The 15,869-nt window shown below is 68.6% G+C and carries 11 protein-coding genes; 5 read left to right on the top strand and 6 right to left on the bottom strand.

All coding sequences use genetic code 11. The features are described from left to right. Positions 1-74 precede the first annotated feature (74 nt). The 4 genes from ACZ4FV_RS48980 to ACZ4FV_RS48965 all read right to left on the bottom strand — a co-directional run bounded on the left by ACZ4FV_RS48980 (position 75) and on the right by ACZ4FV_RS48965 (position 4,646). A complete protein-coding gene (locus tag ACZ4FV_RS48980; protein ID WP_465327740.1) occupies positions 75-1,754 on the bottom strand; it encodes a flavin monoamine oxidase family protein in 1,680 nt (559 codons plus the stop codon). A gap of 172 nt (positions 1,755-1,926) precedes the next feature. Further along, positions 1,927-3,456, bottom strand: coding sequence for an APC family permease (locus tag ACZ4FV_RS48975; RefSeq protein WP_395872335.1), 1,530 nt, complete (start codon positions 3,454-3,456; stop codon positions 1,927-1,929). Between the two features lie 268 nt (positions 3,457-3,724). Further along, entirely contained in the window at positions 3,725-3,922 is a 198-nt protein-coding gene (locus tag ACZ4FV_RS48970) for a hypothetical protein (protein ID WP_395872333.1), read from the bottom strand. A gap of 184 nt (positions 3,923-4,106) precedes the next feature. Next, complete coding sequence (locus ACZ4FV_RS48965) at positions 4,107-4,646, bottom strand: hypothetical protein (protein WP_465327738.1); 540 nt, start codon at positions 4,644-4,646, stop codon at positions 4,107-4,109. A gap of 222 nt (positions 4,647-4,868) precedes the next feature. Here ACZ4FV_RS48965 and ACZ4FV_RS48960 point away from each other — a divergent pair, with 222 nt between their 5' ends. From ACZ4FV_RS48960 to ACZ4FV_RS48940, 5 genes are all read left to right on the top strand, one after another. After that, positions 4,869-5,660, top strand: coding sequence for a DeoR/GlpR family DNA-binding transcription regulator (locus tag ACZ4FV_RS48960; protein ID WP_395872330.1), 792 nt, complete (start codon positions 4,869-4,871; stop codon positions 5,658-5,660). A gap of 956 nt (positions 5,661-6,616) precedes the next feature. Further along, the gene (locus tag ACZ4FV_RS48955; RefSeq protein WP_465327736.1) at positions 6,617-7,669 is read left to right on the top strand and encodes a substrate-binding domain-containing protein; all 1,053 of its coding nucleotides are present in this window, start codon (positions 6,617-6,619) and stop codon (positions 7,667-7,669) included. A gap of 128 nt (positions 7,670-7,797) precedes the next feature. Further along, positions 7,798-9,345: a sugar ABC transporter ATP-binding protein gene (locus tag ACZ4FV_RS48950; protein WP_395872325.1), complete on the top strand. Its 1,548-nt coding sequence runs from the start codon at positions 7,798-7,800 to the stop codon at positions 9,343-9,345. Then, positions 9,342-10,385 carry an ABC transporter permease gene (locus ACZ4FV_RS48945; RefSeq protein ID WP_395872323.1) on the top strand — a complete coding sequence of 348 codons (1,044 nt, stop codon included), beginning with the start codon at positions 9,342-9,344 and terminating at the stop codon, positions 10,383-10,385. The genes ACZ4FV_RS48950 and ACZ4FV_RS48945 overlap by 4 nt, the downstream gene beginning before the upstream one ends. Before the next feature lie 571 nt (positions 10,386-10,956). Further along, positions 10,957-12,204, top strand: a complete 1,248-nt coding sequence (locus ACZ4FV_RS48940; RefSeq protein WP_465327734.1) for a PASTA domain-containing protein — start codon at positions 10,957-10,959, stop codon at positions 12,202-12,204. Positions 12,205-13,329: 1,125 nt separating this feature from the next. Here ACZ4FV_RS48940 and ACZ4FV_RS48935 read toward each other — a convergent pair. Beyond that, positions 13,330-14,706, bottom strand: a complete 1,377-nt coding sequence (locus ACZ4FV_RS48935) for an ABC transporter substrate-binding protein (RefSeq protein WP_465327733.1) — start codon at positions 14,704-14,706, stop codon at positions 13,330-13,332. 128 nt (positions 14,707-14,834) lie between these two features. Further along, a complete protein-coding gene (locus ACZ4FV_RS48930) occupies positions 14,835-15,782 on the bottom strand; it encodes a carbohydrate ABC transporter permease (RefSeq protein WP_465327731.1) in 948 nt (315 codons plus the stop codon). Positions 15,783-15,869: the final 87 nt, after the last annotated feature.

Genomic DNA, 15,869 nt, shown 5'->3' with positions numbered 1-15,869 from the left:
GTTCTCCCGGAGGAAGAGCCTCTCCGGGGCGGGGGCAAGCCGGCCCCCCCCCCCCCCCCACCGGTGGGGTCGGGTCAGGCCAGGCCGAGGACCTCCTTCGCGGCGCGCTCGCCCTCGGTGGCGCCGCCTTCCATGAAGCCTTGGAAGTCGTAGGAGGTGTGTTCGCCGGAGATGTGCACGTTGCCCTGGCGGGTTCCCTCGTAGCCGGCGTAGCGGTGCAGGTAGCCGACCGGCCAGTACGAATAGGCGCCCAGGGAGTACGGGTTCCCGGTCCAGGCCGACAGTTGGGCCTTGCCGGTCCATTGGGCCTTCGTGCCGGGGAAGAGTTTGTCGATCTGTCCCAGGTAGGTGTTCGCCAGGTTCGCGACGTAGGCGTCCTGTTCGGCGGTGTTGAAGGGGCCGGACGGGTTGAGGGCGGAGGCCATGGTGCCGCCGCCGTATTGGATCAGTACGCCCTTGGTTCCGGGTTGACCCTTGGTGGTGTCCCAAGTTTGCTGGAACGGCAGGTCGGTGAAGGCGTCGCCGGCCGTCACGCCGGGCCAGGGCCCGAGGCCGTTGCCGCTCGCCCCGAGCCAGGTGCGCTTGGTGAACTGCATGTTGAGTTTGGAGACGTGGCCCATGCGGGAGTCGCGCAGCAGGTTCGTCATCATCGGGTCGAACCCCGCCCGGGTCAGGTCGAGACCTTTGAGGATCGGCAGCGGGACGGCCAGGATCGTGTGGTCGGCGGTCACCGTGGTCGTCGTGCCGTCGGTGTCGAAGGTGAGGGTCTGGGTGCCGTCGCCGTTCGCCCGGACGGCGAGCAGCTTGTGTCCCATCCGCACGGTGCCGGAAGGCAGTGCGGCGTTGATGGCGTTCGGGACCTGGTCGTTCCCGCCGACCACGTGGTAGCGCTCGTTGGAGCCGCCCCAGATGTTGAAGTGCCCCGGGTTGGACTGCCAGCCGAGCATGCAGACGGCGGCGTAGGCGGACTGGTCGGCGGTCTCCGCGCCGTATTCGACGGTGTAGGCGACGTCGAGGAACTGCCCGAGCTTGGACGAGGAGCCGCCCGGGGTCCGGGAGTCGATCCAGTCGCGCAGGGTCGTGTTCGAGATCGCGGTGCCGGCGGCGGTGGTCCGGTTCCAGGTGACGTCGCCGCATTCCTGGTAGTCCCGGCGGACCGCCTGGTACATCGCCTTGAAGTCCTCGTCGGCCTGGGCACGCGGGTAGTAGGCGTTGTCGAACCACAGGGTCTCGGTGGCGCCGTTCGGCCCGGAGCCGGCGAAGTCCACGGTGGCCAGTCCGAACCGGCGGCACAGTTCGAGCATCTTCTTGTGCCCGGTGTCGATCAGCTCGCCGCCGATCTCCGAGGTCTGGCCACCGCCCCAGTAGGTCTTCTGCGAGTACATCCGGCCGCCGACACGGGTGGGATTCGCCTCGTACACGGTGGACTTCACGCCCGCGTCGGCCAGGGTCAGCGCCGCCGTCAGCCCGGCGATGCCGGCCCCGACGATGACCACCCGGCCCGGGTTCGCCGGGGGCCTGGCCGCGCTTTCCGCGGCGAGCGCCGGGCGGCTCAGCGCGGTGCCGGCCAGGCCCAGGCCGATCCCCAGCACTCCTGCTCGCTTGATCAACGCACGCCGGCTCGGCCCGGCGGGGTCGGCGGCGGCCTCGTCACGAATGTCCCGGTACTCGCCGACCGGCATGCGCAGGGCCGCTGCGGCCCGGTGGTCGGCGGCCACGCGTTGCAGCGCGGCCATCGCTCTGGTTCGGCTCATCTTGATGCTCCTTGGAAGAAGGAAGTCGGTTCCCGGCCCGGAACGGGGCGTTGCGGGCACACCGAAGCCTCGGCTCGCGGGCGGAACCGGAAGGGCTTGCGCATGACGAAGCCCCGGGCCGTACGCAGAACGGGGAAGGACGTGCGTACGGCCCGGGGCCGGGTGGAGGAGGTCAGCGCTCGGCCGCGTCCTCGAGGATGATGCGGCCCATCCGCTCGTAGCGTTCGGGGCGCTGGTGCTTCATGTAGAGCGCGAGGGCGATGCCCGCGAGGAAGAATCCGCCGACGATGTACGGGATGAGCTTGAAGAGCAGCGTGTCCGCCGCCGCTCCGGCGGCCGTGTCCATGTTGTAGACGAGCAGCCCGACCACGGCGGCCATCGCGACGCCGCCGACGACCGGCGCGGTGAGGGTGGCGAACCAGTGCCTGGTCTCCGGGTGCCTGTGCTGTACGTGGAAGTAGCCGACGACGGAGAAGGAGCACAGCGTCTGGACGATGAGGATCGCCATCGTGCCCAGCAGCGCGAGCAGGCCGTACAGGTGCACCGACGGGTCCATGTCCGCGACGATGAACGCCACCACGAGGACGATCGCGATGACGGACTGGACGAACGAGGCGATGTACGGCGAACCGTGCTTGGCGTGGGTTTTGCCGAGCGCCGGGTGGATGAAGCCCTCGCGCCCGATGGCGTAGAGGTAGCGCGAGGCGCACTGGTGGAAGGCCATCGCACAGGCGAAGGAGCCGGTGACCACCAGCCACTGGAAGATCTTGACCGAGGTGTCGCCGAAGTGATCGCCCAGAGGCGCGAAGAACAGGGTGCCCTCGGAAGCCGCTTCGGCCAGACCGGACTTGCCGGCGGCGGAGACCATCATCCAGGACACGAAGATGTAGAACAGGCCGACGCCGACCACCGAGATGAGCGTGGCCCGGGGGACCACCTTCTTCGGGTCGCGGGACTCCTCCCCGTACATCGCCGTCGACTCGAAGCCCACCCAGGACCAGAAGGCGAAGAACAGCCCGAGGCCCGCCGCGCCCATGCTGCCGTTGACCCCGTCGAAGGCCTTGAGCGGGTTGACCGCCTCGCCGACGATGCCGTCCGGTCCACCGCCGGTGAACAACACCGCGAAGGAGACGGCGGCGAGCACCGCGATCTCCAGGACCAGCGCGACGCCGAGGAACTTGGCCGTCAGGTGGATGTCGAAGAACGCCATCGCCGCGATGGCCAGCAGCCCGAACATCGCGTAGTAACCCCAGTGCAGGTCGAGCCCCCACTGGTCGCTCGCGAGCTGTTTGAACGAGGCCGCGAAGAAGCCGATGATCGAGGCTTCGAAGACGACGTACGCCAGGACCGCCAGCAGGCCCGACGCCATGCCCGCGACCCGGCCGAGGCCGTGCGAGATGAAGCCGTAGAACGCGCCGGCGGCGGTGATGTGCTTGGCCATCGCGACATACCCGACCGAGAAGACGGTCAGCACGAGGGTGGCGAACAGGTACGCGGCGGGAGCCCCGATGCCGTTGCCCGACCCGGCGATGATCGGCAGGTTGCCGGTCATCGCGGTGATCGGGGCGGCGGTGGCGACCGCCATGAATACGACGCCGACCAACCCGACGGAGTTCGCCTTGAGCCGGTTGACCTGTTCGCCGGGGACCTGCAGAGCCACGTCGACCTCGGCACTGTCGAGGGGCTGTTGCTGGGTGGACATCCCACCTCCTTGAGGGTGCGGCCGGAAACGGCACGACACGTCTGACGGACGCCTGTTCTCCGGTTCCTCGTTGAACAGGACGAACGTGATCCGACGGGCCGTCAGCTTCCCGTCGAACCGGAATCCCCCGCAACATGCAATGCGTCAGAAGAAGCCCCCAGGCATCGACACTGTGATCGTTGCCATGGCCCGAGAAAGCACCTTGAAACCCGTCGGTGGGCACCGGCACACGGCACGTCGAGGTGCGGCGCGGCGGGGTGCGACGGCATCATCGGACCGCGCCGATCGCGGCCCGGACCTCACCGGCGCCGGCGAATCCGGTGGTGGACGTCGTCTCGCCCACCCGGAAGCTCCCGACCAGGAAGCCCTGTTCCGGGTCATCGGCGTCATCGGCGTCGTCCACGTCATCGAGGTCTTCGATGACGTAGTCCAGCGTCGCCACGCCGTGGTGCGAGAGTGCTGTCACGGCGGTTGAGTCAGGACGGCTGCCTGCCAAGCCCCGGCAATTCACGGCCGACGGCTGTGTGCACGGATGCTCGTGCAGTCCCGCGTCCGGAGGTCCGACGACGAAGCGGGTGAACCGCACTCGAAGGTCGGCGCGTTCGGGCGAGCGGCAGAACGGTCCGGCGAAGGCGCGCGCGGCCTTCCCTTCATCCGATGCGGTCGGTGTCGCGGTCGGTGGATTCGCGCACCGTGTCGGCGATCGCGTTCTGGAGCTGTTGGTCCGGCATCGTGCGCAAGGCGCCCCGATCCGGCGCCACAAGCCACGCGACGGGCGCGTCCGATGGGCAGGGTGACGGCGGGAAGGTGATCCACACGCCGGCACCGTGGCGTCTGGGAAGTTCCCGGCGACGACGACCGGCGCCTTCGTGCCGCGGGGGAACCAGAAAACCCACGGTGTGGCGTCGGCGATCGAGGATGACCGTGCCGGGTCGGACCCCTCGGGTCCGCAGGAGACTCAGGGCCGCCTCGCCGATCGCGGCACTCACCTCGACGACGTCGAAGGTTTCACCGGCCGCGACCATGCGCGGTTGGTCGGGGTTCGCGACGGACCGGCGGGCCGCGCATCTCGTGTCGACCGTGGTCACTTTCGACTCCTTGGGGATGTACGCGCCCGCCTGTTCGTCACGATGCAGTCCTGGTCGCGACGCGGCGACCTTGATCGCGCGGCCGGGGTCGGGACGAGCCACAGCCACTCTCCCAACAGGTTCAATCATAAAAACACAATGCGGTCCTCGGTTTCAAACATTTCTCACCGCCTCATGCTCGAAATACGGCACGTCCCCGGGCGCGTCACGAAGCCTGCCGAGGGAGCGGTCGACTCGTTGGATGGGAGGTCCGATGCGACCGGTTCGGCGGCTGCTATGTTTGAAACTGTTGATACGTGGCCCCTGCAATCAATAGGAGGCGGGATGCTGGCCCGGCAGCGGCAACTCGCGATAGTCGACCTGGTGGCCAAGCAGGGAGCGGTGCGTGTCGCCGCCTTGGTGGAGATGTTCGGCGTGTCGGACATGACCGTCCGGCGTGACCTCGAGGTGCTGGCCGAGCAGGGGCTGGTCGCCAAGGTGCACGGGGGCGCGACCTCGGTCGAGATGGGTTCGACGGAGGAACCCGGCTTCGTGACGAAGTCGGGCCGGCAGGCCGCCGAGAAAGAGGCGATCGCCCGTCGTGCGGCGGACCTGGTGCCGCCCGGCAGCGCCGTGGCCCTGTCGGCCGGAACGACCACGTGGACTCTGGCGGGACATCTCGCGGATGTGCCCGGCCTGACGGTGGTCACCAACTCGATTCCCGTGGCCGACGTCTTCCACCACCAGGGCCGCGCCGACCAGACCGTCGTCCTGGTCGGCGGCGTACGTACCCCGTCGGACGCGCTCGTCGGACCCGTCGCGGTCGCGTCGTTGGAGAACCTCAACGTCGACGTGCTCGTGCTGGGGGTGCACGGGATGAGTGTCCGGGCGGGATTCACCACCCCCAACCTGCTGGAAGCGGAGACCAACCGCGCCCTGGTGCGGGCGGCTCGCAAACTCGTGGTGGTCGCGGACCACACGAAGTGGGGCGTGATCGGCATCAGCACGATCGCCCCACTGAGCCAGGCGGACGCTTTGATCGTCGACTCGCGCCTGGGCGAGGAAGCGCAGGAGGAATTGGCCGAACACGTCGGGGAACTCGTGGTCGTCGATCCGAACAACGACATGACCGGGTGACCGGAGCGGTCGTGGCGCGCGGCGGTTCGCCGCGGACGAGCACGTGATCGGCCTGGGCCGCATCGCCGGGGCCGGAGCCCGTGGCCTCTGTTGAGGCCGTTGGCGCGCTCGTGATCCTTCGGCGGCGTGAAGGCGCTCCGGTCGAACGGTCCACGCCCCTTCGCGGGGGACAGCGCCGTTCCCGGCGCGATGGCAGAGGCGAGCCGCGCGCACGACTCGCGGGTGGAAGCTGGAGCGTCCCAGGGGGAGCGAAGCCCGCCCCCCGCCACCATGCCCTGGTCGGACGCCACCATGGTTTGATCGGTATGACCGAATTGATGCAAGATGGCGGGCATCGGAACCGAGTTCGTGGCTACCGTGACCCCGGGGCGTCCACCAGACGCCGGGTCAAGGCCCTGGTCATGGTTTCGCCTGGCATGTGACCTCATTGCCGGGCGCGACCGCCCTCGCCCGGCGACCCCGCGCAGGTGCGCGGCTGCCGATCGGGCGTGCCTCGTGAACCCCCGCCCCGATGGAGCCGCAGTCCACCCCGGTCGCTTCATCGCGTGCCCGGGCGATCGCTGATCCGCCGCCGACGCCTTCGTTCCGTCGAATCGTCAGGTGCGAGGCGTGCGACCCCCGCCGTAGGCCGCGGTCCGATCCTGCCCCGATCCGCGACCGTTCCGGGATCCAACTCGGTCTCCGACCTGCCGCTATCCCAAGCACCCTGCTTGGCGCAACGGCAATCCAACACATTCCAACGTGCCAACGTTCGTCTCATCCCTCGTTTCACTTCCGTCTCGGTCTCAGACCGGCATGTTTCGGGCTTGGTTCGACGAACGATGTTGCGTTACCGAAATGAGTCTTGTTGGCTAATGTTTGAACTGCTAGATATATGCCTCATGTCGCGAGTGGTTGCGTCGGAAAATGTTTGTTTGACAATCACAAGCTCCCCGCTGTCCCCAAGGAGATCGATGATGATGCACCGCAGACGCAGTCGGCACGGCGCCGCGATGGTGGCCGCCCTCGCGCTCGCCGTGGGGCTCACCGCCTGCTCGTCGGGCAAGGAAGACAGCAAGGCGGGGACGACGTCGAACACGGCTCCCGTGTCGGGGAACGTCAAGATCGCGTACCTGCAGAAGCAGGGTGACCAGCAGTACTTCATCGACGAAGCGGACGGGGCCAAGGCCAAGGCCAAGGAACTGGGTGTCGATCTGAAGGTCGTCAACCTCGGCAACGACACCAACAAGGCGGTCAGCGAGGTCCAGGCGGCGCTGGCACAGAAGTACAACGGCGTGGTGATCGTCGTGCCGGACCCCGCAGTGGGACCGCAGGTCGTCGAGATAGCGAAGAACGGCGCGGCACTCTTGGCGTCGGATGACCAGATCTGTGTGAACGGCGCCGATCCGACCAAGTGTTCCGCTGATCAATTGGTGCCACGTGTCGGCTTCAGCGGGGCTCAGATGGGCACCCAGGTCGGTGACCGGGCCGCCGAGGAGTTCAAGAAGGCAGGTTGGGCTCCGCAGGACACCGCGATCATCGCCGCGTGGAAGCAGGACGTGACGGTCTGCTCGGATCGTGTCAACGCGGCACACGAGGCGTTCAAGCGGGCGACGGGCGCGGACGTCAAGCTGCTCAAGGTCGGCACCGACAACACCCCGCCCGACGCCCAGAACAAGACCGCGGCCACGATGAGCGGCAACCGCTCGATCAAGCACTGGATCGTGTGGGGTTGCAACGACGAGAACGTCAGCGGCGCGGTCACCGCACTGCAGAACGGCGGCTACGGGGCGGCCGACGTCGTGGGAGTGGGCCTGGGCGGCTACCTGGCCTGCAAGGACTGGGGCTCCGGCAAGCCGAGCGGGATGAAGGCCGCGCTGTTCATCAACGGCTACGAGGTCGGTGGTCTCGCCGTGCAGACGATGGTCGACCGCCTCAGGAACGGCAAGCCCTTCGCGCCCGAGGCGTTCGCGACCACCAAGATGGTCGACCCCTCGAACTGGCAACAGTCCGGCCTCAAGTGCAGTTGACCGAGCCCCCGCCCACGGCGGCAACGACCTGAAAGCCGTCGCCTTCGACGGCACCGACCGGTGCGAGTCGCGACGACCCGACGTCTACCCGCGTCGTCGCGACTCCCCGAAACGCCCCGAGGTCAGTCATGACGCAAAGCCCGCCCCTCGACTCGCCCGGATCCGCGCTCACGGTCGAGAACATCCACAAGGAGTTCTCCGGGGTCCACGCCCTGCGCGGCATCACCCTCGACTTCCCTCGCGGCACGGTCACCGCCCTGATGGGGGAGAACGGTGCCGGCAAGTCGACTCTGATCAGGATCATCAACGGCGACCACCGTCCCAGCGACGGACGCATCATGGTCGCGGGCACCCCCCGCGAGCTGCACAGCCCCGCGGACGCGCGCAGGCACGGAATCCGGGTGATCGCGCAGGAACCCGAGATCGTCCCGCACGTCAGCGTCGCCGAGAACGTCTACGTCGGCGCGTTGCCGCGCAAGAAGGGTCGAATACTCGACCGGGCCGCTCTGTATCGGCGCATGCGCTCCGACCTCGAGCGCCTCGGATTCGCGCACGCCATCGCCCCGCAGACGCTCGGCTCCCAGCTCTCGCCCGCACAACGCCAACTCGTGGAGATCCTGCGCGCGCTGACCACCGAGGCCACCGTCCTGGCCTTCGACGAACCCACATCCTCCCTGTCCGATCACGAGGTGGAGGCCCTCTTCGGCCTCATCCGACAGCTCCGTGACCGAGGGCTCGCCATCATCTACGTCTCCCACCGGATGCAGGAGATCTTCCGGCTCGCCGACCGCATCGCGGTACTGCGCGACGGGGCACTGGCCGGCATCCGCGACGCGGCGCAGACCGGCGAGGGCGAGGTCGTGCGACTCATGGTCGGGCGCGACCTGTCGGCAATGTTCGCTCGCAAGCGCAACCCCGTCGACAAAACCGTCCTCGACGTACGCAACCTGACCACCGACCACGTCGCCAAGGTGAACCTCGACGTGTGCGAGGGGGAAGTCGTCGCGCTGGCCGGCCTGGTCGGCGCGGGACGATCGGAACTGGCGGCGGCGCTGGTCGGGGACCTGCCGATCCGCTCCGGCGAGGTCCGCGTCGACGGCCGAAAACTTCGACTACGCATGCCCCGGGACGCGGTGCGGGCCGGCATCGGCTACGCCCCCGAGGAACGCAAGGCCCAGGCTCTGTTCATGACCGGCTCGGTCCGCTACAACATCAGCATCGCCGTCCTCGACCGACTGCGACGCCGGCGGTTCGTCAGCTCGCGACGTGAACGGGAACTCGCCGAGCAGTTCGTCGAGCAGCTCGGCGTACGGACGCCGTCCATCGACCACGAGGTCCGCAAGCTGTCCGGCGGCAATCAACAAAAGGTCGTCCTCGCCCGCTGGCTCGCCCGCCGTCCCAAGCTCCTGATCCTGGACGAGCCCACCCGCGGCATCGACGTCGGCGCGAAGGCGGAGATCTACCGCCTCATCGACGAACTGGCCAAATCCGGCGTCGCGATCCTCGTCATCTCCTCCGAACTCCCCGAGGTCCTCGGCCTCGCCGACCGGATCGTCGTCATGCAGAACGGGCGGGTGACCGGCGAACTCGACCGCGCCGCCGCAAGCGAGGAGAGCATCCTCGCCCTCGCCATGGCCTACGACCTTGCCAAATCGACTCCAGGGAACCCGTCATGACCGCCACGACCAGGCAGGCACCGGCACCGATGCCCACCCCCACCGCCGGAGGGTCCGCCCGGGCACTCCCGCGCCGCGTCACGACCGCGATCGGCGCGCAGAACACCAGTCTCATCGCCGCACTGATCGCCGTCGTCGGCATCTTCACCTGGCTCGACGACGGTTACCTGACCACCGCCAACATGACGGTGATCGGCGACACAGTAGCCGTGACCGGCCTGCTCGCGGTCGTACAGACCGTCGTCATCATCTGCGGAGCCCTCGACATCTCGGTCGGCTCGCAGGCCGGCATAGCGTCCGTGGTCAGCGCGATGGCGTTCACCTCGGCCGGCGGCAACGCGGCGGTCGGCATCCTCGCCGCGATCGGTGTCGGGATCGCGGCGGGTGTCGTCAACGGCATCGTCATCGTGTACGGGCGGGTCAACCCGGTCATCGCCACCCTGGCCACGCTCGCCGCGTACAAGGGCGTGGCCCAACTGCTGGCCGGCGGCCGGGCGCAGGGCTACGTCCTGGGCAACGACTTCTTCATCTTCCTCGCCCGCGGCAAGATCCTCGGCCTGTCCGTCCAGATCTGGGCCCTGCTCCTGGTCGCCGCCGCCGTGCACGTCCTGCTCAAGTACACCGACATCGGCCGCAACATCTACGCCATCGGCGGCAACGACACCGCCGCCCGCCTCGCCGGTATCAACATCAACAAGTACCTCGTGTCCGTCTACGCGCTCGCCGGCGTGGTGGCCGCGATCGCCGGCGTCATCCTCACCGCACGCACCGGCTCCGGACAACCCACATCCGGCAGCGAGGGCCTCGAACTCAAGGCCATCACCGCCGCCGCACTCGGCGGCTGCGCCCTCCAAGGCGGCAAGGGCGGCATCGGCGGCACGCTGCTGGCGGTCTTCCTGCTCGGCGCCCTGGACAACGGTCTCAACGTCGTCGGGGTCAACTCCTTCTGGCAAAACGTCGCCCAGGGAGCCCTCCTCGTCGTCGCCGTCGTCATCCAACAACGCCGCAGCGGCGAACGCGCCGTCGGCCTGCCGACATAGCGAGCGGCACAACGGATCGAGACCACGCCGGGCGCCGATTCGGCCACGGAGGCCGAGTGCCCGAGAAGCCCCCGCGGCTGCCGGTCGTCCCGGTGCGTGACTCGCAAGGACCTCGCCAAGGCCGGCGGGAAGGACTCCGATGCCGTCCCCGTCACCGGGCGGCGGTCGCACTGATGGCGCTCGGTGGTGGAGCGCCGTACCCGAACCGGCGTCGCGGCCGTCCCCGGGCCTGATCGGATCGGATCATCGGGTCGGACCGGCACGAATCATCGTGCCGGTCCGACCCGATGACGCAGGACAAGAGCTCCGTGAACAGCGATTTCGGACGCCCTCGCCATGCGCGAGAGGCGGTGCGCACCCGTGCGCGGGAACGTTGGTATGAAGATCGAGAGGGACGACGAACGTGTTGTGGTGTGTGTTGTGCGGCTCGCCATACGCGGAGACCGACGTCTACTGCCCGGGTGGGCAGTGCGGAGCCGACCTGAGCGGTCAGCGATCGGGGAATCCGGTGTATGCCGTGCAGGCGTGGTGCGAACCGCGCGAGGTGACGGCCGGACCCGGTGAGACGGTCATGGTCAGGTTGAACCTGCGCAACGCCGGCAGCGCTCTCGACCGCTACGAACTGCGGCTCGCGCCGGATGCCGAGGCGCGGACGGCCGTGGACCGGCCCGGCCTTCCCGACGTCTTCTCGGGCGAACGGCGGGTGTGGGCGATCGTGTATACGGTCGGGCAGGACGGTCTCGACGTCGCCACCCGGGTCCCGAGCGACGGCCGCGTCCAAGCGTCCGACTTCGGTGCGGGCCGTGCGTTCGAGGAATCGATCGAACCGGAGCCGGCGAACACCGACGTGCTGATCCGAGTGGTCTCCACCAGGGACCCGAGGGTGGAGGCGGTCGCGGTGTTCTCGATCCGCGCCGCGTCCGCGGATCGCCGGGGCCGGCGCGTGTCGGCGGCGGATCCCTACGAATCGGTCGACCCGTATGGGAGTCCGCACGGAGGTCGCGGTCGCGGGCTCCGTATGACCGGGGTCGCCGCCGCGCTCGTGGTCACCGTCGTCCTGGTGAGATTCGGCGCGTCGGGACCCCGCGACGTCGAGGGGCCGGCTGCGCAGCCGGTGACCGGATCATCCGCGATCGCCTTGCCGACCGCCACGAGCAGCCCATCCGTCTCCGACACTCCCGCGCCGATCACGCCGAGCACATCGACCGACGTCACCGTCGCGGTACCCGACGTGGTCGGCAAGTCCCGGACCCAGGGCCTGGCAATTCTGCGCGAGAAGGGCTTTCGCTACACCGTTGTGGGCGTGGGTGACAAGATCGCCTCGACGGATCCGGCTCCCGGCAGGAAGGTGCACCCCGCGAAGACGACGATCACGGTCACGTTGTCCGGACCGACTGCGTCCGCGAGCACCCCCGCCGCGACGGTGAGCGTACCGGGCGTGGCGAACCTCCCGTACGAGCAAGCTGAGGCCCGGCTGATCGCCCTCGGCTTCATGGTCACCCGTGTGGAGGAGACCTCGACCTCCGCTGCGGGCACGGTGCTGCGGACCAGCCCCGCGGAGGGCGCGACGGCTTCCCCGGGATCCACGGTGACGGTGACGGTGGCAAGGGAGGACGGCGCCATGACGGTGGTGCCCAACCTCTACAACCGGTACATGCCCGACGCGTTCGCCATCGTGCGCGCGGCCGGTCTCAAGTTCGACCTGCCGTACGGCGACCACCTTCGCATGTGCCGACTCCGGAGCTTCAGCCCCGGCGAGGGCGCGCCGATTCGCAAGGGCGGCACGATCAAGGTGCTGCACATGGTGGGCTGCGATTGATCCCCGCGCCCGGGCCGGCCGGACGCCCCCGCGCAGTCCCCCGACCCGGGTAGGTCGTCACCGTCAACCCCCACGCATTCGATTCCCGACGTCGAACTGCCCGTCGCGCGGCGTGATTTGCCGGCCGACGACCGCGACCTCACGCGCCGAACCGGCGCGCCCCCGCGAGGTGTGACCGTTCCCGGGTTCCATGCCGGTCCGCCAACGCGGCGTCTGCTCGAGCCCGAGTGACCACAGGAAGCCGGCGCGTCCGTCTCCCCCTGCCTTGAAGGCACGCCTTTGGCCGTCACGTCGGCCTCGACCGCGGTGAAGTCGTCGCGGAGCGAACTCGGGGTCGCAATGTGCGTGCCCCGGTGGCCCACGCGTATCCGACGGAGTCCACACGGCGTAGCCGGTGTCGGAAGGAATAGCGCAGTCGGGCGCATGCCGGTGAGTGCGGCGAGTCTCATGGTTGGGGCGTCGGCAGGCGCGGAGGTGCGGCCCGGATGAGGGCCGCGCCTCCTGTCCCTCCCTCGTGGGGAGGAGATCGGATGGCTCTGCGGGGGTCCGACCGCATGATCAGGGACCCGGGACCCGACTCGATGCCGCTGCGCCGGTTCGGTTCCTGTCGTCGGACCGGCGCGGCGGATGTGGGATCACGCAGGCGGAAGGGAACTGCATCCTGAGGTCAAGTCGTGTGCAGGGAGCGGTGGTTGGTGCTACCGGCTTGCCCTGCGCCTGGCCCGTGAGCGGCTGCGGACGGCGACGAGGAGGCCGGTCGCCAGTAGTGCACCGGCACAGACGAGGATGACCGGTGTGCGGTCGGTCTCCCGTGTCCCGGCCAAGGTGCCGCCGTCGACTTCGGTGTCGGTGCCGACACCGACTTCGGTGTCTGTGTCGTTGTCGGCGGGGAGGTCTTCCTCGGCGGCGGCAGACGCCGGAGCCTGCGCTGCGGTTGCCGGGGCCGACGGCGGCGCCGATGCAGCCGCAGACGCCGCTGTGGACTCGGACGCCGACACGGATGCCGCGGGCATGCCCGGCGCGGAGGATGTCGGGGGTTGATTTCCGGATGTGACGTGTACGCGTGCCGAAGCGGGTCGAACGAGCACCCGGGGAGCGCTGTTCGACCCGCGACGAGAGCAAGCGTCACTTGATCGTGAAGCCCTGGTCCTTGCCGAAGGAGACGATGCGCTCCTGCCAGGTCGAGAGTGCCCCGGGCAGGTCGCCGCCGGGCTTGGACGCCTGGCCGATGGTGTCCTTGAAGATGCTGTTCGCGTACACCTGGAACGGCAGGTACTGCCATCCCGGCCGGACGGCCTCGGACATCTGCGCGAGGACCTCGTTGGGCTTCGAGCCCGGGAAGTACGGGACTTCGGCGCCGCGGAAGGCCGGGTCCTCGAGCAGCGCCTTGGTCGCCGGGAAAAGGCCGACATCACTGTTGAGCGACTTGACCGCCTCCGGGTCGGAGTTCAGCCACTGGGCGAAGGCGAGGGAAGCCTCCTTGTTCTTGGCCTGCTTGGTCACCGCGACCGCTGACCCGCCGTTCTCGGAGCTGGCGGGCGCCCCGTCCGGACCCTGCGGCATGGGCGCGACCGCCCATTGGCCCTTGCTTTGTGGCACGTTCTTCTGGAACACGGCAGGCGCCCATGCGCCGGCCATCCACAGCGCGTACTTGCCCGAAGCCATCGACTTCCACCACTCGTCGTTCCAGCTCGGTGTGGTGTCGACGGTCTTGTCCGCGAGCATCTGTCCCCAGGTGGCCGCCCACTTGTCCGCGCCCGGATCGCCCTTGAGCTTGACCGCGACCGTGCTCTCGCCGGTGACCTGGTACGGCTTCCCGTCCTGCTGCCAGATCATGCTGTTGCCGATTCCCGCGTCGCCCGGGTCGAGGTAGGTGACGAAGTTTTCCGGGTTGGCCGCCTTGATCTTCCGGCCCAGCTCGGCCACTTCGGCCCAGGTCTTCGGCGGCGTGGCGCCGAGCTTGTCGAGGATGTCCTTGCGGTAGAACATCGCCATCGGTCCGGTGTCCTGCGGGACGCCGTAGATCCCGCCGGCCACATTGACCTGTGACCACGCAGACTTGGCGAACTTGTCCTGGAGTGAGGCCACCCCGTAGTCGGCGAGGTTGACCAGTTGCTTGGTGAGCGCGAACTGCGGCAGCGCGAAGTACTCGATCTGCGCCACGTCCGGGGCGCCGGTCCCGGCCTTCAGCGCGGCCTGCAACTTGGTGTATTCGTCGGCGGATTGGCCGACATTGGTGACCTTGACCTTGACCTTCGGGTACTTCTGCTCGAACAGGGCCACCGTCTTCTCGATGTTGGGCACCCAGGTCCAGAACGAGATTTCGGTGGGCTTGTCGAGCGCTCCGGCAACCGCGGCGGGGTCGGCCTTCTTGCCGCCGCCCTGATCGTCGGACTTGCCGTCCGAGCCGCACGCGGTCAGCGCGAGGGCGAGGGTCGCGGCGGTCGCGGCGGTGATCCCGCGTGCCGTGCGTCGGCGGACGATCGGCAGTCTTGCGTTCATGTGTGCCACTCCAGAGGTATTTCGCGTGGTCGAGGACAAGCGAACGTGGGAACGGGTGGGTGACGAAGGGGCGGTCGAGCCGACGACAGTCCGACGAGCGGCTGCGGATCGGGCGAACGAGGGGTCCGCTACTGCTTGACGCCACCGGCCGACAGGCCGGACTGCCAGAACCGCTGGAGGAAGAGGAAGGCCACGACCAACGGCACGATCGCCAGCAGGCTGCCGGTGAGCAGCAGCGGATAGATGGGCGTGTCGCCCGCGACGCTGCCGCCGTTGGCGAGCCCGTTCCACCGGTTGAGGCCGACGGTCAGCGGGAACCAGTTCGGGTCGTTGAGCACGATCAGCGGCAGGAAGTAGTTGTTCCAGGTCGCCACGAGTGCGAACAGCAGCACCGTGACGAAGCCGGGCATGAGCAGTCGCAGTGAGATGGTGAAGAAGATCCGCAGCTCGCCGGCGCCGTCCATGCGGGCGGCCTCCAGCATCGCGTCCGGCACCGCGTCGGCCGCGTACACGCGCATCAGATACAGGCCGAACGGGCTGGCCAGGGAGGGCAGGATGACCGCCCACGGGGTGTTCACGATGCCCACGTCGCTGAACAGCAGATACGTGGGGACCGCGAGCGCGGTGCCCGGGATCGAGATCGCCCCGACCACGAGTGCGAACATCAGCCTGCGTCCGGTGAATTCGAACTTGGCGAGCGCGTACCCGCCGAGGGTGGCGATCAGCGCGGCGCCGCCGGCGCCGACCACCGAGTAGAGCAGGTTGTTGGCGAACCAGCGCAGATAGATGCCGTCGTCGTAGGTGAAGACGTCGTGGATGTTGTCGAACAACGCGAAGTCGTCGGCGAACCAGAGCCCGCGCGAGGAGAACAGGCCCTCGTTGGACTTGGTCGCACCGAACATCAGCCAGAGCAGGGGCAACAGGGTGTAGGCAAGCATCAGCGCCATCGCGACGGTCAGCGCGGCGCTCTTGCGATCGCGGCGCCCGCGCCGCGGTCGGCGGCTGCGAGGGCGCAGGAACCTGGTCGGTGCCTCGTCGGTCACGGCCGGTCGATCCGGCAAGGTGGAAGTGCTCACTGCATGCGCTCCCGTCGTGCGGTGGCGAGTTGGACCAGGTACGCGACGAACACGGTGACCACGCCGAGGACCACCGCGATGGCGGCC

The organism is Embleya sp. NPDC025285 (assembly GCF_055558835.1).
The sequence above is the reverse complement of the archived record's forward strand: the minus strand, read 5'-3'. Positions and strand labels throughout refer to the sequence as shown.